Genomic DNA, 25994 nt, shown 5'->3' with positions numbered 1-25994 from the left:
TGACACTTAATTAGCCATGCCAACAATATCTTGTTCCGCCTGATTCTCTGATTTAGCGGTGACAGTTTGCGTGGGCCGCTTCAGGTTTCTGCCTAAGGTAGCTTTTTTCATGGCGTTGATAACTGTCGGGTTGGGTGAAAAATATTCCGGCGTGTTCCACTGACTCCATTTGTGTTTGATCGTGTTGAAATCATCCGTGGCAATATTGGCAACATTGCTATTTTGTTCAGTTGTGTTGTACATACCCCAGTTATTACGACCTACTACCTTATAAGACCAAGTGGTCCAATGGCTGCCGGTTTCTGTAAATTGCTGAAGTCCGTAATCCCATGATTCGGCATTTTCGAATAGTGTGAATTCTCCAATAAAATGCGGCACGTTATATTCGGTGCCCCATTTCCGCGCGTCTTGTATCCACCCATCCACAGCGTTTTTCATCACCGTGAAATCGTTATTGTTTTGCCATTGGTAATAATGCAAGGAATAGACGACGTTCTCCCAGTTTTTCTCTTGGGGATTGGGCAGCGTGTTCCACCACCAAATAGCTTCCATAATAATGATATGGTCTGGATCAATCGCTCGGATGGCATGATACAGACGGTTGTAAAGGCTAACCACCCCAGATCCCATCCGGCCGGGAAACGTCTCGGAAGGTTCATTCAGTAGGTCATACCCCGCCACGGCGGCATTATCCTTAAAGCGCGTGGCGAGCGTTTCCCAAAGCTCAACCAGTTGATTCTGATAGAGCGGGGTAGAATACAGCAAAGCGCCGTTTTGCCGGCCTGAGTGATGGGCTCCGTTCTGCGATCCTGGCGCTCCGTGAAGATCAAGTACTGTGTAAAGCCCATATTCCCGAGCTTTGTTGACGGTCCACTCGATTCTGGATAAATCAATGGCGCCTGTATCGTCCCGCCTCCAATTGCCCTCATCATCCATATGGTTAAACGCATATACCGGCAAACGGATACAGTTGAGACCGGCTTCTGCGATGTTCTTGAAATCCTGTTCCGTGATCCAAGTATCCCAGTAAGAATTGTAAAGTTCCCACACGGCATCCTTGCCAAAACGCTCGGTTAGAACACTTCGCGCATCCCATTCATTTGATGCCCCAGCTAACGGGGACATCCAAGGTTCATGCCCCCTCCAACCGCCCAGATTAGTGCCGTATAAATGAACCTTTCGACCCAATCCATAGTTATCTTTGATATCCGCTCCATCCACTTTAAGAAAATCCGAAGCGGCGTAGCATGAAGGAGAACCCATCACGATTGTCCAGAGTAACGCGGACAATCTCAGTACGCTTGGGTGACTAACAGGTTTCGGTTTCATAAATATCACTTTAAATAACGTGGTCTCGGTACAGGGGTTGCAGGACAAAACAAGCTTAGGATTTTCCATCGTCGAACAATCGGTAAAGCGTCGACAGTATTGTGAAGAACGCCTTCAGCCTGCTCGGTCAATATACTCGATATGGTGATGAAATATTCGAAGCCGACTTAACTAGCACCTTATATTTCCGACAACCAATAGAACTGAAAACCCTGCAATACGACCCGTCTGTCGTATTGCTCCGGCTTGCCGCCGCTGTAAACATCGACGAATTGCCCGTAGGGATTGATGCCTTTGCTTTTGAGCAAGTAAAGATCCAGGTATTGCGGATTGGCATCGAAATTGGCGACGACTATCACCCGCTCGGAAGGACGCAGGTGATCGAAACGAATGAAACACAATAAATGCGCGTTATCGACGTCGACCAGTTCCCGGTTGTTGAAGTCGGCGAACGCGGAGATTTCCTTACGGATCGCGATCATTTTCTTCATTGCATTGAACAGGACAAATTCGGTGGTGCCTTGTTTTTTGCGCAATTCGGCCCTGTCCCAATTAATCTTGGGTCGATGTATCCAGCGGTTGTCGTCGCTTTTACCGGGGTCGTCGCGGTAACTGTAATCGTTGATGACGCCGAGCGCGTCACCGTTGTATAGCAATGGAATACCGCCGAAGGACAATATCAGGCTCTGCAATAACAGAATCTTTTGGATTGCGGAATCGATCAAGCCCTGGTCATTGTTTTCCCGGCCCGCTTCCAGCCCCGTCAGGGAAGCCAGCGAACCGCTGATACGGGCGTCGCCCGTGGTTTCGTTACGCATGAACACCATGCCTCTGGCCGGAGATCCTTCGAATTGACCGCTGAAATAATCGACTAGAAATTGCCGATGTGCGTGAGGGTCGTATCCCGCGGCGCGAATATCGTTGTCGTCGAAGCCAAAGCCGATATCGTCGTGGCAGCGCACATAATTCAACCAAGTGGCGCGCTCCAGTTTCGCCGGCAAGTTTTTTATCCCTTGACAGAGCAGTTTGGCATTTTGAGTGGCTATAGCATCCCATAGCAAGGCCATCAAAGTAGCGTTGTAAGCAATTTCGCACTCCTTGGCGATGATCGCATCCTCGCCAAAATATTTGATGACTTCGAGCGGCGTGACAATCGCTTCGGCGATGAACAGCACACCCGGCGCGGTAACCTGACAGCAATCCTTCATCAACTGCAGAATCAAATGAGCGTTGCGCTCGTTCTGGCAGGTAGAACCTATTTTTTTCCACAGGAAGGCGACGGCATCCAAACGTAGGATGTCCACCCCCTGATTGGCCCAAAACAGGATGATATCCAGCATTTCGATAAATACTTCGGGATTGCTATAGTTCAGGTCCCACTGGTAATCGTTAAATACGGTCATCACCCATTTCTGCATCTTCTCATTCCAGATGAAGTTGCCTGGGGCCGATTCCGGGAAAATTTGCGGCATGGTCTGCTCGAACATATCGGGAATTTCCCGGTTATCGAAGACAAAGTAGTAATCCTGATAGCGCTCATCCCCCATGATTGCCTTTCTGGCCCATTCGTGCTCATCGGAGGTGTGATTCATCACGATGTCCAGTACCAGCAGGATTTCGCGTTTTTTGAACTCCTTGGCCACTCGCCGCAGATCATTCAGATCGCCCAGCCTGTCGTCGATCTGTCTAAAATCACTGACCGCATAGCCACCGTCGCTCTTGCCCGCGGGACACATCAGAATCGGCATGATATGCACCAAATTGATGCCGAGCTCCTGGAAATAAGGCGTCTTGCTTACCAGATCGGCCAGATTTTCCGCGAAGCCGTTGGTATACAAGGCCATGCCGACCCATTTCTGCGACAGGAACCAGTTGTGATCCTGTTCGCGCTCCATGTCGATGCGCTCCAACTCGGCGGACCGATCGATATAGCCCTTGGCCATGGTTTCCACCAACCGCAGCATTTGCGGTTTAAAATCCTCCCGCTGACCGTACAGCGTGAAAAATAGCGAATAAATCGCATAAAAATTGGCGCCTAGCCGGGTGTAAAAGTGTCGAAGGTCCTGGCGACGAATCTCCGGTTTCAGATCATCCAGAATGGCGTTCAATAGCGAATGGGAGACTTGTTCATACATGTCGTTACGGAATCCATGGTTGGGATGATGTAAAAACCTACTAATAAATCAGGTTGCCACGCTATCGGTAAATATTCTATTAGTCAAAAACCCCATATGCGATTGCGTTCTTGCTATTGTTTTTTACTGTATACATTAATCCTAAAAAGGGCAGTTGGCGTGTATTGCGGGCCGTTCGTGCTGAGCAACGTCGAAGCATGGACGGCTCGCAATACACTCACCAAACGGGTGAATGAAAAATCCCGCGCGCCCTTCGACAAGCTCAGGACGAACGGGATTTTTCATCGCCAAACTGCTCTTTTTAGGTTAATTTATCTGCGCGTTTTACTAACTCATCGGCCGAAATTTCGCCGCTTTGGTAGCTTAATACACCGATGGAAAAAGTGACTGGCCATTTATTTTTACGCATCTCGTTCAATAATCCGGCCTGAATTTTTTCAACGGTAAACTTTGCAGCATCTTGCCCCATTTCGGGCAACAACAATATAAATTCATCACCGCCCAATCGTGCCATGAGATCGGTATTACGCAACATGTTTTTTGCCCGACTTACGAAAGCACATAGAAGCCTGTCACCAATCAAGTGCCCATATTGATCGTTTACCCATTTAAATCCATCGAGGTCGATATACGCAATCGTGAATACATGTTTATAGCGTCAAGAACGATTAAGCTCGGCTTGCAGTAACTCAAAAAAATAGCGACGGTTGGCAATGCCGGTCAAATAGTCCATGCGAGAAATTTGTTTTTCGCGCTCCAGCTCTTGTAATACAGGTAAAAGCCAGGTAATCATTACAAAGAAGCCAAAGCGCATGATGGCATTCCAATAGCCAATCATCGGATGCGAGTATGAAGCGTTGTTCAGTTGATCGACAGTAAACCAGGTTCCGGTAGCAAAGACACAGAATACTAAACCCACCTGCCTACCAAATGCCAAGGTGACCAATACGATGGGTATTAAGTAGAATATTGAGAAACTGAATTCCCTGCCTAGTTTAAAATCAATAATACCGATACCAATATTGATTAAAAAACTAATAATTAACCAAATAATGGGGGTTTTGTTGTCGTTTTGGATAAAGCGCCAATTACTCATTAGCTTGTTCCATCCAACCCCGCGTGCAAGGGAAAAAGTGCGAAACGCCCTCAAGAATTCCCGCACTGTAGTTGCCGTTCATGCCTAAAAAATTTCCCTTAGCCAAATACAACCTGGCACCGGTTCCATTTTGCTCGGCGAGCGCCGTGGATTGCGCGACGACATCGCCATGCGCGTTGGCAACCAGAATCGCATTAATGCCACTGATTAGCACGGGCAGATCGTTGCCGCTGTCGCCCGCAAATACCGTATTGCCTACATCGAAATTCTGGTGCTGCATCAAGAACTCCACGGCATGTAGTTTCGTGGCATGGGCGGGCAACACATCCAGCAATCCGGCGGCTGCGGCTTCGTCCACGCTGTAAATCAGGCTGGCCGCCAGATTTCGTGCGTGCAGTCGGTTCGCCATTTCCTGGCGCAAGGCTTCTATATCGCCGAGCGTGGTCAGATAGTAGCTGAGCTTGAAACGGTTTTGCTTCGCCTCTTCCTGCAAGCGCAAATTCGGCAAATCGTCAAACAAAGGCCGAAGATCCTTCGCCGTCAGACCGCGCCAGTCGCCGGCGATATCCTCTTCCCAAGCGACCCAAGGTTCCCATTCTCCGGGGCTGGTTTTATAGATCGTGGTGCCGACGTCGCCAATCACCCAATCGGCTAATGGCAAACCGTACTCACGGATCGCGTCTTCCACCAATTCGCGATGCCGGCCGCTCACATAGGCCAAAGTCACTTCGGGGCGGGAAACCAGTCGCGCGAAAGCCGCTCTCGCCCCGGACGACTCCGGTTGACTACCGTTAGGCAGCAAGGTGCGATCCAAGTCGGTACAAATCAGAAGACGATTCATCATGGCGCTGGCGCTCCGCTAAAGATGGAAAAAATCGTAATGTTCGATGGCTTCCAGTATGCCCCAGGCGTTGGAGTGTTCGGCGAAATAGACCTGTTCCATGTCAGATAAATTCGACAATTCCTCGCGGTGGCGGTTGGCCACCACGACCCCCAGCGTATTGCCCGCCACCATATCGGAATCGCCGCCGGAACCGCCCGTCGCCAGGATGCGCTCCAGGGGAATATCCCATTGCCGCGCGACATAACGCAATGCCTGTCCCTTGGAAGCGCGAGCCGGCACGATGTCCAAGAATTGCCCGAACGACAGCGTGGGATTCACCGACAGTTCCTTTTGGCGCAACAAAGTCAGAATCTCTTCCATCGGCGGCGCAAGCTCGCTATCGTAATAATAGGAAATCTTGAAGCGGCTCTGTTCTCGCTTGGGTTGCGGCGTCAAGCCGGGTAGCGTGCCTAGTACCCGGCGTAAGACCTGGGGCGTCCACAGATGGTCGATATGGTAGCTCCAGGCTATGTCCGCGATCAGTTGCGGCGTGAAATAGACTTCGGTACCGAGGCTGGTAATCAGAATATCCGGTACTGGAATACGATGTTTCTTAAAAATGGCTAAAACTGAATCCAGCCGTCGTCCGGTAGCAATGCCGAACAGGCATTTTTTTCGCTTTTTGCGAATCAGGCTGACGAATTGCGCCAGTCCCTCGTCGTCCCCCAGTAACGTATTATCCAGCGCGGTAAAAATAGCCTGCGACCGCAGCCGGCCGGTTGTGGCGACCAGCGGTGTCTTTGGCAGACGTTCGAAATGCTGCAACAACGGCGGCACTTTTTGGAGATAGGCTTGGGCATGCGCTTCCCACGAGTAATGACGGACGACATTCGCCAGGCCGTTAGCCGATAAGGTCCGCCAGTACTCGTCATTGTCGAGTATGCTCAGCAAGGCCTCGGCGATCGCGGTTTTGTCCAGCGGATCGACCAACAAACCGTTTTGGCAGTTGCCGATGATGTCGACCGGACCGCCGTTTTCGGTGGCCACCAGCGGCAGGCCGCTGGTGGCCGCTTCCAACAGCGTCAAACCGAAGGGTTCGGTCAAAGCGGGATTAATAAACACCCCCTTGGACGCCGCCGCCAGACGATAAATGTCCGCGACGTCGTCCGCCTTGTGGTGCTTGGGTAGGGCGACCCGACCGTACAGGTCATAACAATCCATTACCAGTAACAACTCGGTCAACACGCCCTGCGCTCCGTCGTCCATCTCCCGAATGTCGTCGCGATTGCCGGCGACGATCACCAGATTGGCTTTAGCCTGTAAACGCGGCGATTCGCCGTAGGCTTCCAATAAGGTGACGATGTTTTTCCGTTCGTCCGGTCGCGACAACGCCAATATCATCGGCATATCCGGTTGAGACAGGAAATTCTTGAGCGACGCTGCAAACGCGGAGCTAGCATTACTGGCGGCGGGCGGGTGAAATTGGTCGAGATCCGTACCGGGCGGTATGACGGCCATCTTTTCCGGCGTGTAGCAATCGTAAAGTTCGTATTGGTCTTCGATTTCGTTACCGGTACTGGTGATGATCAAATCGGCATTGCTCAGCGTCTCCTCTTCGGCATTGATGCGCCGCGAAATGTGGTAACGCTGCTCGATCTCCTCCATTGTCAGACCCCGCGCCAGCAACCTGCGGCACTTGTCGCGTCCCAGGGAATGGCCGGTGTGAATCAACGGCAACCCCGTCAGATGCGAAAGCCGCACGCCAACATAGCCGGCGTCGGCATAATGGCTGTGCAACACATTCGGCCAGCGCGGTTGTCCATGTAGCCAACTCAACAGATTATCGGCAAAGCTGTCGAGGTGATCCCAGAGCTCTTCCTTGCGGATGTAGCCTTCCGGGCCGGCATCGATACGAACGATTTGCGCGTTTTCAGCCAATGCCTCGACGGCTTCGGCGTAATCGCCGCCGACTTCAACGTCGACGATCCGCCGCGTCACCAAATCCACCTGCTCGACATTCGGCTGTTTTGCCAACGCCTTGGCCAGTTCCACGACGTATTTGGTCTGTCCGCCGGTATCGGCGTCGCGCCCCAGTTCCAGATCGTGACCGCGGATCAAGCCGTGTATGCTGATCAAGACGATGTACAAGGATTCGGATTTTTCATATTCCTGCATGGTTTTGCTCCATGAACGGCATGCGTCTATCGCGTCGCCCAAGACTAATGCTTACCTAAATAGAGCAACGGGCTTAGTTAATGTAGCGGTAATAACTCTTCAACAAGTTAGCTGACAGAAATGTCATGGCTATGGCAATGACCAATGCGGCGCATATATCATTATCCCCCAGTTCCTCCCCAATTCTCCGCGCGGAATCATGATAATTGCTATCGCCAAATGCACCGACCCATCGCTACTCGGAAATCACGCATCAATAAGTTTTCCGAAAATCGCGATCTCGAACAGACAGTTGGCGGATGTCGGTATCCAAGCCCACTTAGAACGACCGTAAAATGCTGCCGCTCTCGGCCAGTAACTTGACGACCTGACTCGACTCCAGCCATGCCAATAAACTAGGACCTAGGATCACCCCAGCCAGTCACTCACCCACTACAGCCGGACTTTGTAGGCGTGTAAACAATTCGCCCAACAGTCGAGTGGTCAGCAAAATAATCATCAACTGAAGGAAAAATTGATGGACAGTGTGGGCTTCCATGAGTCGATAGACCGTTAAAGCTTCTGCCGACTATCGATCAGCTTATCGGCCTCAGTTTCTGGCACGAGGACTTCGACGGGTTGTATTGACTGGTCCTTAGGAATCGTTGTCTGAGCGACCAGATCAGAACCGACTGGCCCAAGGTGTTGTCGATTTATTAATAATGCCGGAAGTACCGCCAGACCAATCAGGAAAGGCAGCGCCAATACTTGGCCGGCCCAGCGATAACGCCCCTCGAACGGCCCCGAGGCACCGTGAAATTCGCGTTGCGGCAGACCCTCGGACGTTAAGTACTTCCAGGGCTTGGTATCCAGCCAAGCCATCACTTGCCCGATTAGGAGCAACAACGCCATACCGCCCAAGTTGACCAATGCTACGGCCATAGGCGTTTCTCGACCGAACTGGTCCAGAACGATGCCGCCGGCGTAAGACAACACCATCGAGGTTAGAAAAATGGGTAAGGATTGTTGCCCCATCGTAGCGATGGCAAGAGGCAATGCAGTCGACAGCCATTGCGGACGCCAGTTGCATAGTCGGTGCATCAGGTAAGCCAGCGCGAGTAAGTGCACCCAACGCAACAAGCCGAGGTGGCTTTTGTTTAGCCACGGCTCTAATTTTGCGCGCAGTTCGCCCCAGAATAAGACTTTAGTGTAGGTGGCTTCATGTCCCAACGGAATGGACAGCAATACCAACGAAAGGCACAAGCCCGCCAACCACCGATGCCTGACGCCGACGCTTAGCCAGCCGGCACCGAAAGCAAAGCCGGTGAAAAACATCAATTGCCAATTCATGGGATTGAAGTACCAGGGGCGGCCGGTCGATGGGTTGGCGGTCAGTTCCCAGCCATATTGCCAGCTTGCCCAATACAATCCCAGCGAGCAACCCAAGGCCACGGCGACATGCAAGCGCGATAAAGCCCAAAAAATTGGCAGCCACGCCATCATCACCAGGTACATGGGCAGAATGTCGAAATAGTTAGGCACATAGGCCAAGGTAAACAAGTCGTAGAGTGCTTGTTCGGTCGACTCGAAAAAATAGACGATATTCAGACGTTGAATGTCATTCATTTCAGGCACCCAACGATTACCAATCACGCAAATCAAGGCCAGCAAAACGAATGACGCGAGATGCGCGCTATAAATCTGTACGCAACGGAGCAAGATGCGAATCGACCCTAGCCAAAGTCCAGCGCGTTCGAAGCAGCGGCCATAAGCCAACGCGGAAGCAAAACCTGATAGGAATACAAACACATCGGCGGCGTCGCAGAGGCTAAAGCGAGATGGGGTATACCAAAACCATGGGTTATCGGGCATGTGGTTGATGAATATCACCAGCAACGCCAAGCCCCTAAAAAAGTCCAGCTGGATATTCCTTGTTGGCAGTGATTGGTTTGGCAATCCCATAAAGCCCCTGTGATTCGATAAAAAACGAGTAGACTAGCGAAGTATTTCGATTCGATCATTTTATCGTACTCGACTTTAGACATTCAGCCTCCGTTCCCGACAGGGCCGGCGGCTTTTTTGTGGGAGGCGGATTCAAAACAAAAGTGCAACACCTCGATAGTCAATACCCCCAGTCTTGCCGGGGGCCGATCGGTTGGGCGTAAATGCCGTTGTAGATGGACTCCAGTCCGAAATCGATTCAAACGTGCGGCCCGACCGCAATTGTGGTTATCATCCCCCACTGAACGGCGCCAGCGGTTCGCGCCGCCCACGCTCACCGCCATTTATCGCATGGAGAACTCATGACCACACCAACCGCGGCAGGCAGCCGCAATCATTGGCCGGCCGACATCAGCGCCGGCTTTCAAGTGTTTTTGATCGCGCTTCCGCTTTGCCTCGGCATCGCCCTGGCTTCCGGTTTTCCGCCGCTGTCCGGGGTTATTTCGGCGATCGTGGGCGGCTTGCTGGTATCGCGGATCGGCGGGGCCCCGCTGACGATTACCGGGCCGGCGGCCGGGTTGATCGTGGTGATCCTCGATGCGGCGGCCAGCTTGGGCGACGGCGATCCGGCGGCCGGGTACCGTTACACCTTGGCGGCCATCGTTTGCGCCGGTTTGTTGCAAATCGCGCTGGGTTATTTGAAGGCCGGCCGTTACGCGGCTCTGTTTCCCGCGTCGGTCATTCACGGTATGTTGGCGGCGATCGGCATCATTATCATCGCCAAGCAGTTGCCGGTGATGGCCGGCGTGCAAAACCACGCGCCCGATATTTTGACGGGAATCGGCGAACTACCCCGCCAACTAATCTTTTTTGTACCGCAAATCGGACTGATCGCGCTGGCCGGCATCGCTATCCTGATCGGATGGCCGCACCTTAAGCATGGCTGGCTGCATAAATTGCCTGCACCCATCGTCGTGATCGCCTCCGGGATTTTACTGGCACGGGTGTTCGGTCTCGCCCACCCGGCGCCGCTCGACTTCCGCATGCCCGAGGATGTCGATGTCGTCAGCGATTTTCTGGTGAATATTCCGGCCGATTTCAGCCAGGCCTTCAGTTGGCCGGACTTCGGCAAAATCGCCAGCTTGGCATTTTGGCAAAGCGTGATTTCGATTTGCCTGGTTGGCAGCCTGGAAAGCCTGTTGAGCGCCGCCGCCGTCGACAAGTTGGACCCATTGCGTCGTTACTCGGACTTGAACCGCGAATTGCGAGCGATCGGCATCGCCAATACCTTGTCCGGACTCATGGGCGGCCTGCCGATGATCGCCGAAATCGTCCGCAGTTCGGCGAATATCGAGGCCGGGGCGCAAACCAGCTGGGCCAATTTTTGCCATGGCGTCTGCCTTTTGGTCTTCGTCGCGCTGTTTCCGAGCGTGATCGCGACGATACCGTTGGCGTCGCTGGCGGCGTTGTTGGTCTACACCGGTTTCCGCTTGGCGTCGCCGAAAGCCTTCGCGAAAAGCATGGACTTGGGAAAAGAACAGTCGCTGTTATTTCTACTGACGATCGCCGCGATTCTGGTCAGCAATTTGTTGGCCGGCGTGTTGGCCGGTATCGCCGCGAAAGTGGCCTTGCATGTCGGACGCGGAGTCTCGCTACGCCGCTTGCTGTCGATGTCTTACCATATCGAAACCGCAACGGACGGCACCTGGACCGTCAAGGTCAGCGGCGCGGCCTTGTTCTCGAACTTTCTAGCCCTGAAAAGCTGGCTGACCGAAATCCAAGACGGCCGAGCGCTGATCTTCGACCTTTCCGAAGCCGAGTTGATCGATCATACCGTCATGGAATTCATCGCTCAGTACCGGGAAGATTACATCGCGCAAGGCGGACGATGCGAAATCCGCGGCCTGTCCGCCACCGAGCCGCTGGGGCGAGCCGAACTGTCGGCCCGTGTCCGAAAGCCATCGTGAAACGCTAGCGATGATATTGTTTATCCGTAACGTGCCGGCCAGCACGCATTTATCGGAACTGGAAGCCTACGTGGCTCCAGCCTTGAAACGACGTTTTTTGTTCGGCGGAGGGCGCATTCTGAAAGCGGAAATCCTGGTCATTCTGGATAAAACCACCCACACGCTGGAATACCATGGTTTGGTTCATATCGACTCGGACAAGGTCGGCTTGAGAGCCATCAAATCCTTGAAGGGCCAACGCTTTAAGAACAAGTTGGTATTGGTGAGGGAATATCACAATCGCAATTGGCACAATGATCGCCGCCAGACTTACCAAGCCACACAGGCGTTGGCGGATAAACGAGTGGCGGACCGCCGGCGTGGCGCCAGCCTGGAATTCGTCAAGGACATTTCGGCCATTTTCTCGGCGCCCAAGACCGCGGCCCGTAAGTTAATCTGAATTATCGACATCCGCTTGTTACATTGCCGTGACCGTGTGTTATATTGCGGCTTAATGAGAACAGTTATTAATAAGCTTATAATATGTCGACCTATCTGAAAGCGCTCGCGGCCGGCGATACGGGCCGCATCGTCGGATTTGACCAATCAGGCGGGGTCTACCGCAAAAAGCTTCTGGCCATGGGCTTGACGCCGGGCACTGAATTTACCATTACCCGCTTCGCGCCGATGGGCGACCCGGTCGAGATTAAAATTCGCGGCTTCTCGCTGTCGCTCCGCAAAAACGAAGCCTCGGTATTATTGATCGAGAAATTATGAGCGCGGATTTCATCGTCGGCGTCGTCGGTAATCCCAATTGCGGCAAGACCACGCTATTTAACGTGCTGACCGGCTCGCGCCAACAAGTCGGCAACTGGCCCGGCGTGACGGTCGAGAAAAAGACCGGCGAATACCGCCACCAAGGTAAGTGCATCGAACTCGTGGATTTGCCGGGCACCTACTCTCTGGAATCCGACGACGACAGTATCTCTCTCGACGAAAAAGTCGCGCGCGACTATGTCGCGTCTCGTCAGGCGCACTTAGTCATTAACATCATCGACGCCGCCAATATCGAACGCAACCTGTATCTGACCTCGCAACTGCTGGAGATGCGAGTACCGATGATCGTCGTGTTGAATATGATGGACGCGGTCAAGAAACGCGGCATCAAAATTGACATTGAAACACTGAGCCATCGCCTGGGCTGCCCCGTGGTGCCGGTCACCGCCGCGTCCGGCAGCGGCATCAAAGAGTTGCGCGACATCGTCAGCGCGGCCTGTCTCGATGCGCCAACCCCGAACCTGCAAGTCCAATACCAAGCCGAACTGGAAAGCGCGGTCGCCGAATTGCAAGCCCAATTGCCGATTCATCCGGAATGCGACAGCCGCTGGTTGGCATTGCGGCTGTTGGAAAACGACACGCTGGCAAAACGCTTCGCCGGCCCCGATATGTTGCCCTTGGTCAATCGGCTACGCGAGCGGATCGAAGCCGAAACCGGCGACGAAATCGACATCCTCGCCGCCGACGCGCGCTACGGTCTAGTCAATCAACTGGTGCAGGCCGCGGTTTGCAAACTCAACGAAGTCTCGCGCAGTACCACCGACAAAATCGACAGCGTGGTGCTCAATCGTTTTCTTGGCATCCCGGTGTTTCTACTGGTGATGTACGCGATGTTTATGTTCACGATCAACATCGGCAGCGCCTTTGTCGATTTTTTCGATAAAGCGGTCGGTGCGTTGCTGGTGGACGGCCTCGGCGCGCGACTCACCGGCTGGCAGTGGCCGGCCTGGTTGGTGGTTTTGATTTGCAACGGCATCGGTGGCGGCATCCAAGTCGTGTCGACCTTCATCCCCATCGTCGGCTTTCTGTTCATTTTTCTATCCGCGTTGGAAGACTCCGGCTACATGTCCAGAGCAGCTTTCGTGATGGACCGTTTTATGTGCATCCTAGGTCTGCCCGGTAAATCCTTCGTACCGATGATCGTCGGTTTCGGTTGCAACGTGCCGGCCATTATCGCCACCCGGACGCTGGACAACCAACGCGACCGGATTCTGACCAATCTGATGAACCCGTTCATGTCTTGCGGCGCCCGGCTGCCGGTGTATGCGCTGTTTGCCGCCGCGTTTTTTCCGGTCGGCGGCCAAAATCTGGTCTTCGGACTTTACTTGTTCGGTATCGCGGTCGCGGTCGTTACTGGCTTGATCATGCGCCATACCTTGTTGCGCGGTGCCCCCACCCCGTTTCTGATGGAACTGCCCGCGTATCACCTGCCTACGCTGCAAGGCATTTACACCAAAACCTGGGAGCGCCTGAAAACCTTCATCGTCAATGCCGGCAAAATCATCGTGCCGATGGTTCTGGTGCTGAACGTGTTGAACTCGCTCGGCAGCGACGGCAGTTTCGGCCGCGAAAACAGCGACCAATCGATATTGAGCGGTATCGGCAAATCGCTGACGCCGCTGTTTGGCCCGCTCGGCATCGCAGAAGACAACTGGCCCGCGACGGTCGGCATTTTTACCGGCGTACTGGCCAAGGAAGCCGTGGTCGGCACCTTGGACGCTCTCTACAGCCAAATGGCGGCCGGCTCTAGCGACAGCGAAGCAACAGAATTCGACCTCGGCACCGCATTGCGCGAAGCGCTGCAAACCGTCCCGGACAATTTGGCCGCGGTCGCCGATCGCTTGCTGGACCCGCTGGGCCTCGGTATCGCGACCAGTGCCGACCAAGCCGAAGCCGCCGAGAAACAACAGGTTAAACTGGATACCTTCGCGGTCATGCAAAGTCATTTCGACGGCAAAATCGGCGCCTTCGCCTACTTGGTATTCATCCTGCTTTACGCGCCCTGCGTGGCCGCGACGGCGGCGATCTACAAAGAAACCAACGGCGGGTGGGCGCTGTTTACCGTATGCTGGACTACCTTCATCGCCTATCTTTCCGCGACGTTGTTTTACCAAATCATGACATACGACCAGCATCCGCAAGCCACGTTAAGCTGGTTGTCCGGGCTGACACTGATCTTTCTGGGCATATTGGCCGGCCTGCGCTATGTCGGCAATCACCAAACCGAAGGAGTCCTGCCATGATCTTGTCCGACCTACGCGGTTATTTACAGCAACGGCAACGCGCCACGCTGAACGACATGGTCCTGCATTTCCATATGGACGCCGACGCAATACGCGGCATGCTGGGCAAATGGATCAGTAAAGGCAAGGTCAGACTGAGCGGCAACGGCTCGAACTGTGCTAGCGGCAGTTGCTGCAAATGCGATCCGTTACTGACCGAAATTTACGAATGGGTAGACTGAACTTGCCTCGCGCGCGCATAGCGTACCGCGCTCAGAACGCGCTCGCCGCCTGATTCTCCGCATCTTCCGCGTCGCTGCCGACACCCGGCTAAGCGCCAGTCAAACGGAAACCGAATCCCGAGCAAACGTCACATTTCACGGCCTCTCAGCGTCGAAACCGCCGCGCTCGAACCGGGCTTGCTGCAAATTAAGATACAATACGCTGTTACGCGCGGAGGTTTCTGGCCACTGTGTCGCACGACCTCCAGCGAACGTTATTGATTTTTCCGACCTAAAACCGCATGCAAGCCACCGAATACAAGCGTAGACGCACTTTTGCCATCATCTCCCACCCCGACGCCGGCAAAACCACCATCACCGAAAAACTGCTGCTGTTCGGCGGCGCCATTCAGCTGGCCGGCTCGGTCAAGGGCCGCAAGGCGGCGCGGCATGCGACTTCGGACTGGATGGAGATGGAAAAGGAACGAGGCATTTCGGTCACCACGTCGGTGATGCAGTTCGAACACAACGGCGCCATCGTCAATCTGCTGGATACGCCGGGCCACGAAGACTTCTCGGAAGACACTTACCGCACGCTGACCGCGGTCGATTCGGCGCTGATGGTCATCGACGTCGCCAAGGGTGTCGAGGACAGGACCATCAAGCTGATGGAAGTCTGCCGCTTGCGCGATACGCCTATCCTGACCTTCATCAACAAGCTGGACCGCGAGGGTCGCGAGCCGATCGAGCTATTGGATGAAGTGGAAAGCGTGTTGAAGATCGAATGCGCGCCGATGACCTGGCCTATCGGCATGGGCAAACGTTTCAAGGGCGTTTATCAGCTATACAAAGATGAGATTTTGCTGTTCAACCCGCAGCACGGCGGCAAGATCGCCGATTCCACGCTGATCAAGGGCTTGAACAATCCGCATTTGGACGAGTTGCTCGGCCTGCAGGCTGACGAATTGCGCGACGAAATCGATCTGGTCAAGGGCGCCAGCCACGAATTCGACCACGCCAAATATTTGCGCGGCGAGCAGACGCCGGTGTTTTTCGGATCGGCGATCAACAACTTCGGCATCGTCGAATTGCTGGACGCCTTCGCCGAATACGCGCCGCCGCCGCGTCCGCGCCAAGCCGAGCAACGCTTGGTGGAGCCGAGCGAAGATAAATTCACCGGTTTCGTGTTCAAGATCCAGGCCAATATGGACCCGGCTCACCGCGACCGGGTTGCCTTCATGCGCATCAGCTCTGGCAAGTTCGACAAAGGCATGAAGATGCACCACGTGCGGATCGGCAAGAGCATCCAGGTTGCCAATGCGATCACCTTTCAAGCCGACAGCCGCAAAAACGTCGAGGAAGCCTATCCCGGCGACATCATCGGCTTGCATAACCACGGCACCATTCAGGTCGGCGACACCTTCACCCAGGGCGAAAACTTGAAATTCGGCGGCATCCCCTACTTCGCGCCGGAACTGTTCCGCCGCGTGGTGTTGAAGGATCCCTTGCGGGCTAAGGCGCTGCAAAAAGGTTTGGTGCAATTGACCGAGGAAGGCGCGACCCAGCTATTCAAACCGCTTAAAAACAACGACTTAATTCTGGGCGCGGTGGGTATTCTGCAGTTCGACGTGACCGCCCACCGTTTGAAGCACGAATACAATGTCGAATGCGTCTACGACGCTTCGCCGATCAACACCGTGCGCTGGGTCAGCTCGAACAATCCGGCAAAGCTGGAAGAGTTTAAAAACAAGGCTTTCGAAAATCTGGCCGAGGACGGCGGCGGTTATTTGGTGTATCTGGCGACCAGCCGGATCAACCTACAACTGACCGAAGAACGCTGGCCGGACATTCATTTCAGCGCCACCAGAGAACTTTAATGCACCAACCAGCCGGGCAGCGAACCCGCCCGGCTGGCCGATTTCCGCTTAATACTCGATTTTCACCGCCCCCATGAAGGTACGCGGATTGCCGTAATAGGTCGGACCGTAGCTGTAAATCGACTGGTAATAGGTTTTATCCAGCAAGTTGTCGACATTGAGCTGTGCGGTCAGTTTGGTTTTACCGACCTGCCAAGCCTTGCTGGTCATCAGATTCATCGTCACGTAGCCCGGCGCCTGAGCGCCCTCGTAATAACCGATTTCCCGTTGACTGACGGCCTGCATGCCGGCACCGAATTTCAGTCCCTTCAAATACTCGCCTTGCTGAAACTCGTAGGTCGTCCACAGACTGCCGTTGTGCTTGGGCGCGTTGTTCAAGCGGTTGCCGACCACGGTCGGATCGGTTTCGTCCTTGATGCTTTTGGCGAACGGCATGTAGGAATAGGCGCCGATCACATTCCAGCCAGGAACGATCTCCCCGCTGACGTCGAATTCGATGCCGCGGGTTTCCGCTTCGCCCACCGCGCGCGATAAGGCCAGATAAGTCGCGATAGGTGCGTTGCGCTTGGTCAAGTCGTAGTAAGCCAGCGTCGCGCTGAAACGGCCGTCGAACAATTCGGTTTTTGCACCGACTTCCCATTGGTCGGCGGTTTGCGCCGGTAGCGGCTTACCGTCGCGCCCCCAAAAATTCGGCGCCCCGAAATTTTCGGTGTAACTGCCGTACAGCGAAAACTCCGGTATCGGTTGCCAGACCACGCCGCCGCGCGGCGATACCCGCTCCGACGTTTGTTCGGGCGACTGGCCCGAACCAAACTCCCCGTAGCTGCTGTAAATCACATTGGCATTGTCATAGCGCAGGCCGGCCATCACATGAAAATGGTAAGGCAATTCGATTTGGTCCTGGGCGTACAAGCCGAACCAGGGTACGGTTGAGTTCGAATAGGTCACGTCGGTCGGCAACAGTGTCGGCGGAGTGGCGCGGTGAGTCGGCCGGTAGATATTGCTGGTGTCGTACAAATCGCCGTTAAACCCGAATCCGGCCATCGAAACCCGATAATCGGTGCGGTAGTAGTCGCCGCCAATCAGCAGATTGTGCTTCAAAAACGCCGTATCGAATTTACCGTTCAATTCCAGCGCATTGAAAAAATTGTACTGATAGTCCTGACCGTCGGTATTCTGGCCGAAAAATGCCCGGCCGACATCGCCGGTCGCCGGATCGGCGACCGATCCGTGAATCGCCGACATGGTCAGATTGTAATTCTTGAAATTGAAGCGGTGCCTTAGACTCCAGCGGTCGTTGAAGGCGTGCTCGGTGTGCAGCGCCAGCATCACGTATTCGTCTTGCTGATAGTTCCAGGCATCGCCCAGATTCCGCTCGCGAGCGATTGGCGCGGGTCGATTACCCATTACTGGTACCGTGCCATTGCCGAATTCCTTGATGTCGCTATATTCGAGCTTAATCGTGGACACCGTGTTGTCGCTGATATTCCAGCGCAAGGTCGGCGCGACCATCAAGCGTTCGTTGCCGCCGAATTCCTGAAAGGTATGGTTGCTTTGATATCCCAGATTGAAACGGTAGGCGAGCGTCTTATCGGCGTTCAGCGGCCCGGTCGCGTCGACGCTGGTACGGTACATGTCGAACGAACCGAATTGCTGGCGCAGGCTGTAATACGGTGTATCCAGCGGTTGCTTGGTGACGAAGTTGACGATGCCGCCGGGTTCGGTCCGACCGTAAAGTATGGAGCCGGGGCCCTTCAGCACTTCCACCCGTTCCACGTTTTCCAAATCCTCGGTGTGAGCGTACTCGCCCTGACTCAACACCCCGTCGCGATAGTTAATATAACTGCCGAAACCCCGGATGAAGAAAGTGCCGCTGCCGCCCAAGCCGTTGCTGACGCCGCTGACATTTCTCAGCGCCTGATCGATCGTGATGGCCTGTTGGTCTTTCAGTACCGCATTCGGCACGACTTTGACCGACAGCGGCGTCTGCATCAACGGCGTGTCGGTCTTGGTCGCGGTGGTGGCATTGTGGCGGTTATAGTCGGTGTTATAAGGATCTTCGCCCTCGAAAAACGGATTGCTGGATTTACCGACGACGTTAATCGCCGGTAACGCAGTCGGCTCATCGCGCTGGTTGAGCGCCTGGCGTTGAATCAGCACGTTGCCGTCGGCGGTCAAATGGTAAGTCAAGCCGCTTCCGGACAACAGCTTTGACAATGCCGCCTCCGGCGAAAATTGACCGGATAATCCGCCGCTGCGTAAACCGTTGGCGATTTCGGCATCGTAAATCAGTTGCAGGCCGCCGACTTCGGCCAGTTGATTCAACGCAACCGCAAGCGGCCCCGCCGCGATCCGGTATTCCCGGACCGCTGATTCGGCAACGGCGCCTCCGGCTACCGCCGAGCCGACAACCAACAGCACGCTGGCGGTTTTAAAGGTATCGTGCACTGACATTGTGTTCCCTCTCCAAGTGTTTTAACGTTTAGTAACAGCTATGACGCACTAGTCAGCCAAAACAGGAGGTCGGGAAATTTTTTAACGATGCAGCAAAATCAGATAGTCGCCGAAGCGGGTAGTATGCAATTGCAGCGCGGTTTCCAGCGCGGCAATCGCGGCGAGTGGATCGTCGATCCGAAACACACCGTTGACCCGGCGTTGGCGAAGGTCGGCGTCCTGAATCAGCAAGACGCCGGGGTAATAATGAGCCAGTTCGGCGACGACTTCGTCGAGCGGACGATTCTGAAAAACCAATCGGTGGCGGCGCCAAGCGGTCGCGGCGCCGATGTCGGCCGCTTTTGCTTGACTCAGTCCATGCTCAGCGTCATAACTGGCCGCCAAACCTTCCTCGATCTCAGTTGTTTGTCGGCCGTTGCCGAGTTCGACTCGCACGCGGTGTTCGGTCACCGTGACTTCGGCGCCCTCCTCGGCCAATTTGACGTTGAACGCGGTGCCCAACGCGGTGACGCTGCCGCCGGCTGCGTATACTCGAAACGGCCGGTTACGGTCCGGACTGACTTCGAACGCTGCCTCGCCCCGCAGCAAGCGCAACTCGCGGTGCGTTTCATCGATTTGAACATCGACGGCGGATGCGCTGTTCAAATGCACCGTGGAACCGTCACTGAGCGTGAAGCTGCGAATCTCGCCGCGACCGGTCTGCAAATCGGCGTTCCAGAGTTGTAAGTAAGGACTGAGCCAGATCGCCGCCAAGCTTGCGGCCAACGCCAATCCGAAAATCAGCGGAGCGAGAGCCCGCTTAGCCGGCGGTTTCGACTTCGGCGCCACCGACGTCTCAACCTTTGCCAAACCATCCAGTTCGCCCCACAAATTTTCAAGTTCGCTATAGGCCAAACGATGCTCCAAAGACGCATTCAACCAGCGCTGAAATTCCTTAAGCTCGTTTTCGTCCATGCTTCCGCCATCCAGACGCGCCCACCAATCGGCAGCCTGTTCACGAATTGTCGCGGAGTTTTGGGCGGGTGCGGGCATGGTTAGAAAGGTTAAAACCCGAAATTCAATAGGCGATAAGCGGCAACACCGGGAACACTAATCATCATCGACTTGCTGCAGCGCCAGCAAGGCATTGCGCAGATGTTTTTCGACCATGTTACGCGAAATGCCCAAACGCTCGGCGATTTCCGCCTGACTCAACTCTTCGAATTTTCGCATCTCGAAGACTCTTCGGCATTTCGGTGGTAAGCCTTCCACTGCAGCCGCCAAGCGCCCCAGGCGTTGGCGGGCCGCTAACAGACGGTCCGGCTGGCGCGCTTCGATCTCCGCTACCCAATCCGGTAATTCGTCGGATTTAGCCAAGTATCGGTCGCGCACCGCATCGCGCCGCTCGTAATCGGTCGCAAGATTGGCCGCGATCCGATGCATTAGCGCTCGCGGATTGTCGGCCGCACGCCATAGGTCGCCGCTCAGCATGCGCTGATAGGTTTCTTGAACGATGTCGGCCGCCATGTCCCAGCAACCGCAGCGCCTGAACATGACGCGCCGCAGCTCTGCGTCGTAGCGGACGATCAAGTGCTGAATATCCAGGGTATCAGTCATCGAAAACGGCAGGGAAAGAGAGTTGGCCCCTAACAACAAATTCGATGCCGTTTTATTGTCAGTCCCGCGCAATCAATGCCTTGAGTCGAAAACACCGCGCTCTAACCGCATGCTCTTAACGCGGAATGCGGCATTTCACTCATCTTATCCGAGTTATTTAACAAAGTTTAATAGATATAACCGACCCTCTATAACCCACCCTCAATCGGATTTGGTCGCGGCCTCCGCCAGTAACTCGTCTATGAAATACTGACAATACGACGGCAAATACAATTGCCGCAAATACGCAATCTTAGTGGTCGAACTCGGGATCAAATCCATCAGACTGCGAGCCACCAAATCCGCGTCCTTGACGGGCTCGTAGGACGTGCCGGCGATGATACCGACTCCCATGCCCAGCCGCACGTAAGTCTTGATGACGTCGGAGTCGGCCGCGGCCAAGTTGATGTCCAACGGCAAATGCGCGTCAACGAAGGCTTTCTCGATCGCCGACCGTCCGGTAAACCCCGGCGTATAGGTCAAAATAGGTTCGGCCGACAGTCGTTGCAAGGTGATGTCGCCTTCGGCCAACGGATGGCCTTTAGGCACCACCGCAACATGGTGCCAGTGATAACAGGGCTTGACCACCAATTTGTCGTCTTCCGCCAGTCTTTCGGTACAAATCGCAATATCCGCCTTGTGCTGGTGGAGTAAATCGATCAGATTGTCGGGTGACGATTGCACCATGTAAATCTTAATGCCCGGGTAACGGAGGCGAAACCGGGCAATCGGCCCAGGCAGCAGATACTTGGCCTGAGTATGGGTAGTTGCTATATGCAGCGTGCCGCTACTGCTGTCGAGGAAATCGTCGGCAATCAGTTGGATATTTTTCTTGGCCTGATTAATCAAATCCACTTCCGCCATAATGCGCTCGCCCAACGGCGTTAGACCGATCAACTTTTTACCCTGCCGGGCAAATAATGGCGAACCCAACTCGGCTTCGAATAATTGTAATTGCCTGCTTACCGCCGATTGCACCACGTGCATCTTATCCGCCGCCCGGCTCAGATTGAAGCCGGTTTCATGCAGCGTGCGCAATAACTCAAGTTGGTTTAGATTCATGCAGCTAACCTTGTTCTAACGTCAAGCAATTTCGGAAAATCCCACTATACTGATCGTGCGTTCGGTAGGCGTCCGTAAAATCGGCGGCCGCATCGAAAGCTATCGCTTCATTTTAGGGGTTTCCGGCGCCAACATCGACATCTAATCCGGATTCGTCGCATGTAAAACGCCGGGCAATCTCCTCCTAGCGACACGGATGTCTTATGGCGGACCTCGGTCCGCCGTTTTTTTGCGGCTAGCCCGGCATTACCCCTTTTCAGCATGACGTGATAGGAATTGTCGCCTTCCCCGAAGTGGCTCATTCATCCTGAAGCCAGAACGAATCCACTTGGAACTTGATCGAAAAATATAATAGACGGGAATTAGTTGACAGATACTTAATTTGACAATATAATGCGCACTTAACTTGCCAGCCAAGTTAAGCCGAGGTGGTGAAATTGGTAGACGCGCTAGCTTCAGGTGCTAGTAGGGGTAACCCTGTGGAGGTTCAAGTCCTCTCCTCGGCACCATCATTTCTCAGTGAAATATGGTGTGAAGTTTTATATCCATTCCTTTCGATAGAGCTTTGCTACGGTTCTTGTAGCTAATATCCAAAAATCAATTTTATACGCTAGACCACAGCGTCGCCTCCATTGTATTAAGCGTTCTCTTGGTCTTTAAGACTAAAAATAATCGGCACAAGCACTGAGCACGCCTCATTGATCTCCCCTCGCTTGGCCGGAACAAACTGCCAATTCTTTACAGCTTCTAGTGCAGCTTCGTCCAAAGTCTCATGACCGCTGCTTTGTTCAATACCGATCGTTTCCACTTGCCCTGCTTCGCTGACCAGAACTTTTAACACGACCCTGCCTTGCCAACCGCGACTCCTGGCTACCGATGGATAGTCTGGCTTAGGATTTTTATCATACGCCGCGCTCATATAAGCCTCGGTATACGGCTGAGCCTCGTTTTCGAACACGGGCTTCTCAGGCTGATTAGGCGCGGGTAACACATCGCTTACAGGCTGCAATTGTTGCTTCAACAATTGTTCGAGCTCGGAAAAATCAGCGGCTCGCGCTTGTTCGGTTTTTATTAATTTCGGTTTGGGTTGCACACGCTTACGCGGAGGCTTTGAAGCTTGCGGCGGGTTAGCCAGCGGTACGGGCGTCTGTTTAGCTGCGGGGATCGTAATCGTTGAAACCTGGATGGCCAGCGGCTCAGGCTCCGGAGAACGTTGCTCAGGAACAAACAAGCACTTCACGCCTAGCAAGTGAATCCCGGAAACCGTAACGGCAATTGCGAACAATACGTCACGATTTCGGGATTTTCCTGCTCCGGGTATATTAATCCGAGGATTTGCGAATACCGGCGCGATGGTCCCTCGGCGCGAGTCCTCCACGAAGGAAGGTGACGGCGCTCGCCCCGAGGAGAATCGAGCGGAAGGCTTTTCGAGAATACTGGTCGGAAATCGGAACATACGGAAATTAAAATAATTCGTTGTTATCGATAAACCCTACGAACACGCCGACCGAAACCAGCGAAATCAAACAATCATGCCGGACGTTTTTCCCCAAAAATTCCTCCGCGCCGCTAATCCGGCTAGACTGGCGCGGCCAATTTCGCCTGTGGCACGACGAATTTTTACGGCAATTAAGACTTAGCATTCTTGCTATAAAGCAAATACCGCGCCTTTTCGGAAACCCGCGTATTTGCTGTGATTGCCCAACCGCAAAATAATTTAACTGTGTTATTTAACGATAGATCAGGGGATATGCCCTACTCACCACGATACGGTGACGACAAGCCCTTTCAATACACTGATGACTAATCAAAACGGAAGGACGAGATGAACTAGAGATTCCGGATTTGGGCTTTAAATCGGAACGAGAGGAAAAGGTTTACGCAAACTAGCGGCCCAGCATGGCTTGTGACGGTGCTGGGTGCCAAGCGGAGCAAACTACAGTAGGCACTTCAGATCGGCCTGGCTTTTTGGATCGTGCCGCCAAACAGCGAGAAAAGGACTGCGAGCGGAAGATTGCGTACCGGTTTCGTTAACAGTGAAAGCAATCGATTACTTAGCATCCAGGGTAACAACGCCATCCCAATCGATCGGTGGTTGATTCTGATAGCCTTGGGCTAAGGCCAAATAGAAATTCGCCGGACCATCGGTACCTCTTTTAAGGACGGATTGAAATCCCTCTATCGCCACTTGCCAGTCTCCTCGCTGAAACGCCGAAAGCGCGACCGCGAAACCGCCATCAATCGGTCCCATTTCGGGTGCTACGATCTCCGCCAGATCGACCGGTTCGGCACGCCCAACCACCCGAAATCGCCCAACCGCCCGGTAAGCGATGGCAGTGGTATCGACCAATTCCCGACACGCGAGTATTTGAGTACCCAAGAATTTGTTGATCCCCTGAATACGCGATGCAGTGTTCACGGTATCGCCTATCGCTCGATAATGATTCGCCTGACCGCTTTCCAGTCCGCCCAGGATCATTTCACCGACGTACAAGCCGATTCGGGTACGAATGGGCTCCAGCCCCGAGGTTTGATTAAATTGGGTAACCGCCGCCTGCATGTCCAGGGCAGCCAGACACGCGGCTGTGTGCCGTTCGGATTCGGATAACTCGAACCAAACCGCCATCATCGAATCGCCGGTCACGTCCGCGACCGCGCCGCCGCGCGCGCCGACCGGACGACCGAGCACTTGATAATAGGCGTTCAATAACTCCCACATCTGTTCCGCGCTGCGACCCGCCGCGAGCGAGGTATAGCCTTCGATGTCGGTGGCCAGGCATACGCCGCGAATTTCCCGATGAGTCATCGCGGCGAATGTTGCTTTCCGATTACCCGACTCCGCAAACGGCAAAGCGCCGGCCCACTGCGGAAATACGCGACGCACAAAGGCCAGCATGCGCCGTCGCTCAATCAACAACTCGCGGCGTGCCATAACCAAACTGGTCAACCATGCTGTCGGCAGCATCACGAACACAGGGGTCATGATCGGCAACCAAACGGCGTGACGAGCGAACAACCAAACCGCCGTCAGTACGTAACTCACAGCAAACAACGCGGTAGCCGCATAGCCCGTCCAAGCGGGTAAGACTGACAGCAACAAGGCCAACACGAGGGCGAGTCCCGCATAGACCGCGCCGTGAGCCACTGGGGTTCTGATAAAGCGATCTTCCAGCAAATTGGCAAACACCGTCGCCATGATCTCCACGCCGGCCATCTTGCCGGTACGCGCATCGGTCAACGGGGTTTGAAAGAAATCGGTCTTGCCGGCCGCGTATTGCCGATTGGCTTTGCCGACAAAGACCACTTTGTCGCGCAAGTCGCCCACCTTGCCTTGCAATACCTGGCTGTAGGACGTCATCCGCAAGGTTTGCGGCGGTCCGTAAAAATTGATGAACCGAGATTCGTCGCCGCAAACTATGCTGGCTAGCCGCTGATCGACTTTCTGGCTGGCGCGGTCACCGTTCGCCGCCAAACAGGTTCGGCGTAGCTCGGCGAGCCAATCCATGTAAGAAGCGTCCCAAGGCTTGGACTGTTCGAACCCTTGCATCCGATCCAGATACGCCGCCCACGCTACGACCGGTAAGCTTGGCATTTCCCCCAAACCGTCCAGATACAACCACGTTTCGCGTATCGTCGCGTCCTCGGCATCGTTGGCCAACACAAACGGCGCATGCCCCAAAAGCGCAGACTGCAATTGTGGATTGGCGGAAATTCTTCTAAGTGCCACGAGTGGCTCCGCCAGCTCACCGCCCGCACCCCCTGTTTTTGAAAGTGCCGAATCCTTATTGCTTTCGGAGCACTCTTCCCGCCCGAAAAAATCCTCGGTCGCGCGTCGAAACATCTGTATGCAGTCGCTGGCAAGAATATTGCCGGCTTCTCGCATCGCGTCCGCGAGGTCGGAATCGACCTCGGGATCGGGACGAATGAACTGCAAATCAAACACAACCAACGCCGCGCCCTGGCGATGCAACTCCCGAATCAATCCGGCGTGGTAGCGGCGCCAGCGAGTTAAATCATTGCCGACGCCTAGCTCAGCTTCGGAGGTTTCGTCCATGGCAACCACGAGCAACTTCGAACTAAGCGGCACGTTTCCTCTTATCCGATAAAAATAACCATCACCAATATACGTAAATTTACCAAAGCAAAAATTAATAGCTACCGCTATGCCAAACGATAAAATCGAGAAAATTAAAAATCGCATTTGTAAAAGTACAACACTTTCTCGTTACAAACTAACCACCTCCTAAATAGCAGTAAACGAA

General features: G+C 54.1%; 18 protein-coding genes, 1 tRNA gene and 1 pseudogene. 7 read left to right on the top strand and 13 right to left on the bottom strand.

Translation table 11 applies throughout. The features are described 5' to 3' along the window. Positions 1-6 precede the first annotated feature (6 nt). The 7 genes and pseudogenes from ACQE3D_RS11285 to ACQE3D_RS11255 form a co-directional block, all read right to left on the bottom strand. The gene (locus tag ACQE3D_RS11285) at positions 7-1329 is read right to left on the bottom strand and encodes a glycoside hydrolase family 5 protein (protein WP_168030943.1); all 1323 of its coding nucleotides are present in this window, start codon (positions 1327-1329) and stop codon (positions 7-9) included. 179 nt (positions 1330-1508) lie between these two features. Next, complete coding sequence (locus ACQE3D_RS11280) at positions 1509-3464, bottom strand: alpha-amylase family glycosyl hydrolase (RefSeq protein WP_313727891.1); 1956 nt, start codon at positions 3462-3464, stop codon at positions 1509-1511. A gap of 301 nt (positions 3465-3765) precedes the next feature. Continuing rightward, positions 3766-4110: pseudogene (locus ACQE3D_RS11275) on the bottom strand (GGDEF domain-containing protein); the annotation flags it as partial. A gap of 12 nt (positions 4111-4122) precedes the next feature. Then, the gene (locus tag ACQE3D_RS11270; protein WP_313727892.1) at positions 4123-4560 is read right to left on the bottom strand and encodes a hypothetical protein; all 438 of its coding nucleotides are present in this window, start codon (positions 4558-4560) and stop codon (positions 4123-4125) included. Next, positions 4553-5404, bottom strand: coding sequence for an HAD-IIB family hydrolase (locus tag ACQE3D_RS11265; RefSeq protein WP_313727893.1), 852 nt, complete (start codon positions 5402-5404; stop codon positions 4553-4555). The genes ACQE3D_RS11270 and ACQE3D_RS11265 overlap by 8 nt, the downstream gene beginning before the upstream one ends. A 15-nt stretch (positions 5405-5419) precedes the next feature. Then, the gene (locus tag ACQE3D_RS11260; RefSeq protein ID WP_313727894.1) at positions 5420-7558 is read right to left on the bottom strand and encodes an HAD family hydrolase; all 2139 of its coding nucleotides are present in this window, start codon (positions 7556-7558) and stop codon (positions 5420-5422) included. Positions 7559-8110: 552 nt separating this feature from the next. Continuing rightward, a complete protein-coding gene (locus tag ACQE3D_RS11255; protein WP_313727895.1) occupies positions 8111-9499 on the bottom strand; it encodes an OpgC family protein in 1389 nt (462 codons plus the stop codon). Positions 9500-9840: 341 nt separating this feature from the next. On the opposite strand from ACQE3D_RS11255, the gene ACQE3D_RS11250 reads away from it, so the two are divergent. The 6 genes from ACQE3D_RS11250 to ACQE3D_RS11225 all read left to right on the top strand — a co-directional run bounded on the left by ACQE3D_RS11250 (position 9841) and on the right by ACQE3D_RS11225 (position 16581). After that, positions 9841-11445 (top strand): SulP family inorganic anion transporter, encoded by a 1605-nt coding sequence (locus ACQE3D_RS11250; protein WP_313727896.1) that lies wholly within the window; start codon positions 9841-9843, stop codon positions 11443-11445. Next, positions 11426-11884, top strand: a complete 459-nt coding sequence (locus ACQE3D_RS11245) for a hypothetical protein (protein ID WP_313727897.1) — start codon at positions 11426-11428, stop codon at positions 11882-11884. Before ACQE3D_RS11250 ends, ACQE3D_RS11245 begins: the two co-directional genes overlap by 20 nt. An 83-nt stretch (positions 11885-11967) precedes the next feature. Continuing rightward, a complete protein-coding gene (locus ACQE3D_RS11240) occupies positions 11968-12201 on the top strand; it encodes a FeoA family protein (RefSeq protein WP_064031681.1) in 234 nt (77 codons plus the stop codon). After that, positions 12198-14504, top strand: a complete 2307-nt coding sequence (gene feoB, locus ACQE3D_RS11235; RefSeq protein ID WP_313727898.1) for a Fe(2+) transporter permease subunit FeoB — start codon at positions 12198-12200, stop codon at positions 14502-14504. The genes ACQE3D_RS11240 and feoB overlap by 4 nt, the downstream gene beginning before the upstream one ends. Further along, complete coding sequence (locus tag ACQE3D_RS11230; protein ID WP_313727899.1) at positions 14501-14725, top strand: FeoC-like transcriptional regulator; 225 nt, start codon at positions 14501-14503, stop codon at positions 14723-14725. The genes feoB and ACQE3D_RS11230 overlap by 4 nt, the downstream gene beginning before the upstream one ends. 281 nt (positions 14726-15006) lie before the next feature. Beyond that, a complete protein-coding gene (locus ACQE3D_RS11225; RefSeq protein WP_313727900.1) occupies positions 15007-16581 on the top strand; it encodes a peptide chain release factor 3 in 1575 nt (524 codons plus the stop codon). 48 nt (positions 16582-16629) lie between these two features. Here the strand turns inward: ACQE3D_RS11225 and ACQE3D_RS11220 are convergent, their stop codons facing one another. From ACQE3D_RS11220 to ACQE3D_RS11205, 4 genes are all read right to left on the bottom strand, one after another. Next, positions 16630-19035, bottom strand: a complete 2406-nt coding sequence (locus ACQE3D_RS11220; protein WP_313727901.1) for a TonB-dependent siderophore receptor — start codon at positions 19033-19035, stop codon at positions 16630-16632. 81 nt (positions 19036-19116) lie between these two features. Next, positions 19117-20067 carry a FecR family protein gene (locus tag ACQE3D_RS11215; protein ID WP_313727902.1) on the bottom strand — a complete coding sequence of 317 codons (951 nt, stop codon included), beginning with the start codon at positions 20065-20067 and terminating at the stop codon, positions 19117-19119. 57 nt (positions 20068-20124) lie between these two features. Then, the gene (locus ACQE3D_RS11210) at positions 20125-20631 is read right to left on the bottom strand and encodes an RNA polymerase sigma factor (protein WP_313727903.1); all 507 of its coding nucleotides are present in this window, start codon (positions 20629-20631) and stop codon (positions 20125-20127) included. A gap of 201 nt (positions 20632-20832) precedes the next feature. Further along, the gene (locus ACQE3D_RS11205; RefSeq protein ID WP_064031688.1) at positions 20833-21732 is read right to left on the bottom strand and encodes a LysR substrate-binding domain-containing protein; all 900 of its coding nucleotides are present in this window, start codon (positions 21730-21732) and stop codon (positions 20833-20835) included. A gap of 422 nt (positions 21733-22154) precedes the next feature. Between ACQE3D_RS11205 and ACQE3D_RS11200 the strand changes: the two genes are divergently transcribed. Further along, positions 22155-22241: transfer RNA gene (locus ACQE3D_RS11200), tRNA-Leu, on the top strand. Between the two features lie 128 nt (positions 22242-22369). On the opposite strand, the gene ACQE3D_RS11195 is transcribed toward ACQE3D_RS11200, so the two are convergent. Together ACQE3D_RS11195 and ACQE3D_RS11190 are read right to left on the bottom strand one after the other, a co-directional pair. Continuing rightward, positions 22370-22963 carry an energy transducer TonB gene (locus ACQE3D_RS11195; protein ID WP_313727904.1) on the bottom strand — a complete coding sequence of 198 codons (594 nt, stop codon included), beginning with the start codon at positions 22961-22963 and terminating at the stop codon, positions 22370-22372. Between the two features lie 819 nt (positions 22964-23782). Beyond that, on the bottom strand, positions 23783-25933 hold the full coding sequence (locus ACQE3D_RS11190) for a CHASE2 domain-containing protein (RefSeq protein WP_313727905.1): 2151 nt from the start codon (positions 25931-25933) through the stop codon (positions 23783-23785). Positions 25934-25994: the final 61 nt, after the last annotated feature.

The sequence above is a fragment of the Methylomonas sp. MS20 genome (assembly GCF_050275925.1).
Taxonomy (GTDB): domain Bacteria; phylum Pseudomonadota; class Gammaproteobacteria; order Methylococcales; family Methylomonadaceae; genus Methylomonas; species Methylomonas koyamae_A.
Note: the sequence above shows the minus strand (reverse complement) of the source record. Positions and strands in the feature narration are given on the sequence as shown.

Excerpts from the sequence above, each read along its gene's own strand:
- ACQE3D_RS11250 (WP_313727896.1), top strand. The coding sequence starts at position 9,841 with ATGACCACACCAACCGCGGCAGGCAGCCGCAATCATTGGCCGGCCGAC.
- ACQE3D_RS11230 (WP_313727899.1), top strand. The coding sequence starts at position 14,501 with ATGATCTTGTCCGACCTACGCGGTTATTTACAGCAACGGCAACGCGCC.
- ACQE3D_RS11255 (WP_313727895.1), bottom strand. The coding sequence starts at position 9,499 with ATGGGATTGCCAAACCAATCACTGCCAACAAGGAATATCCAGCTGGAC.
- ACQE3D_RS11190 (WP_313727905.1), bottom strand. The coding sequence starts at position 25,933 with ATGCGATTTTTAATTTTCTCGATTTTATCGTTTGGCATAGCGGTAGCT.
- ACQE3D_RS11220 (WP_313727901.1), bottom strand. The coding sequence starts at position 19,035 with ATGTCAGTGCACGATACCTTTAAAACCGCCAGCGTGCTGTTGGTTGTC.
- ACQE3D_RS11280 (WP_313727891.1), bottom strand. The coding sequence starts at position 3,464 with ATGTATGAACAAGTCTCCCATTCGCTATTGAACGCCATTCTGGATGAT.
- ACQE3D_RS11205 (WP_064031688.1), bottom strand. The coding sequence starts at position 21,732 with ATGAATCTAAACCAACTTGAGTTATTGCGCACGCTGCATGAAACCGGC.
- ACQE3D_RS11225 (WP_313727900.1), top strand. The coding sequence starts at position 15,007 with ATGCAAGCCACCGAATACAAGCGTAGACGCACTTTTGCCATCATCTCC.
- ACQE3D_RS11260 (WP_313727894.1), bottom strand. The coding sequence starts at position 7,558 with ATGCAGGAATATGAAAAATCCGAATCCTTGTACATCGTCTTGATCAGC.
- ACQE3D_RS11270 (WP_313727892.1), bottom strand. The coding sequence starts at position 4,560 with ATGAGTAATTGGCGCTTTATCCAAAACGACAACAAAACCCCCATTATT.
- ACQE3D_RS11240 (WP_064031681.1), top strand. The coding sequence starts at position 11,968 with ATGTCGACCTATCTGAAAGCGCTCGCGGCCGGCGATACGGGCCGCATC.
- ACQE3D_RS11210 (WP_313727903.1), bottom strand. The coding sequence starts at position 20,631 with ATGACTGATACCCTGGATATTCAGCACTTGATCGTCCGCTACGACGCA.
- ACQE3D_RS11215 (WP_313727902.1), bottom strand. The coding sequence starts at position 20,067 with ATGCCCGCACCCGCCCAAAACTCCGCGACAATTCGTGAACAGGCTGCC.
- ACQE3D_RS11265 (WP_313727893.1), bottom strand. The coding sequence starts at position 5,404 with ATGATGAATCGTCTTCTGATTTGTACCGACTTGGATCGCACCTTGCTG.
- ACQE3D_RS11285 (WP_168030943.1), bottom strand. The coding sequence starts at position 1,329 with ATGAAACCGAAACCTGTTAGTCACCCAAGCGTACTGAGATTGTCCGCG.
- feoB (WP_313727898.1), top strand. The coding sequence starts at position 12,198 with ATGAGCGCGGATTTCATCGTCGGCGTCGTCGGTAATCCCAATTGCGGC.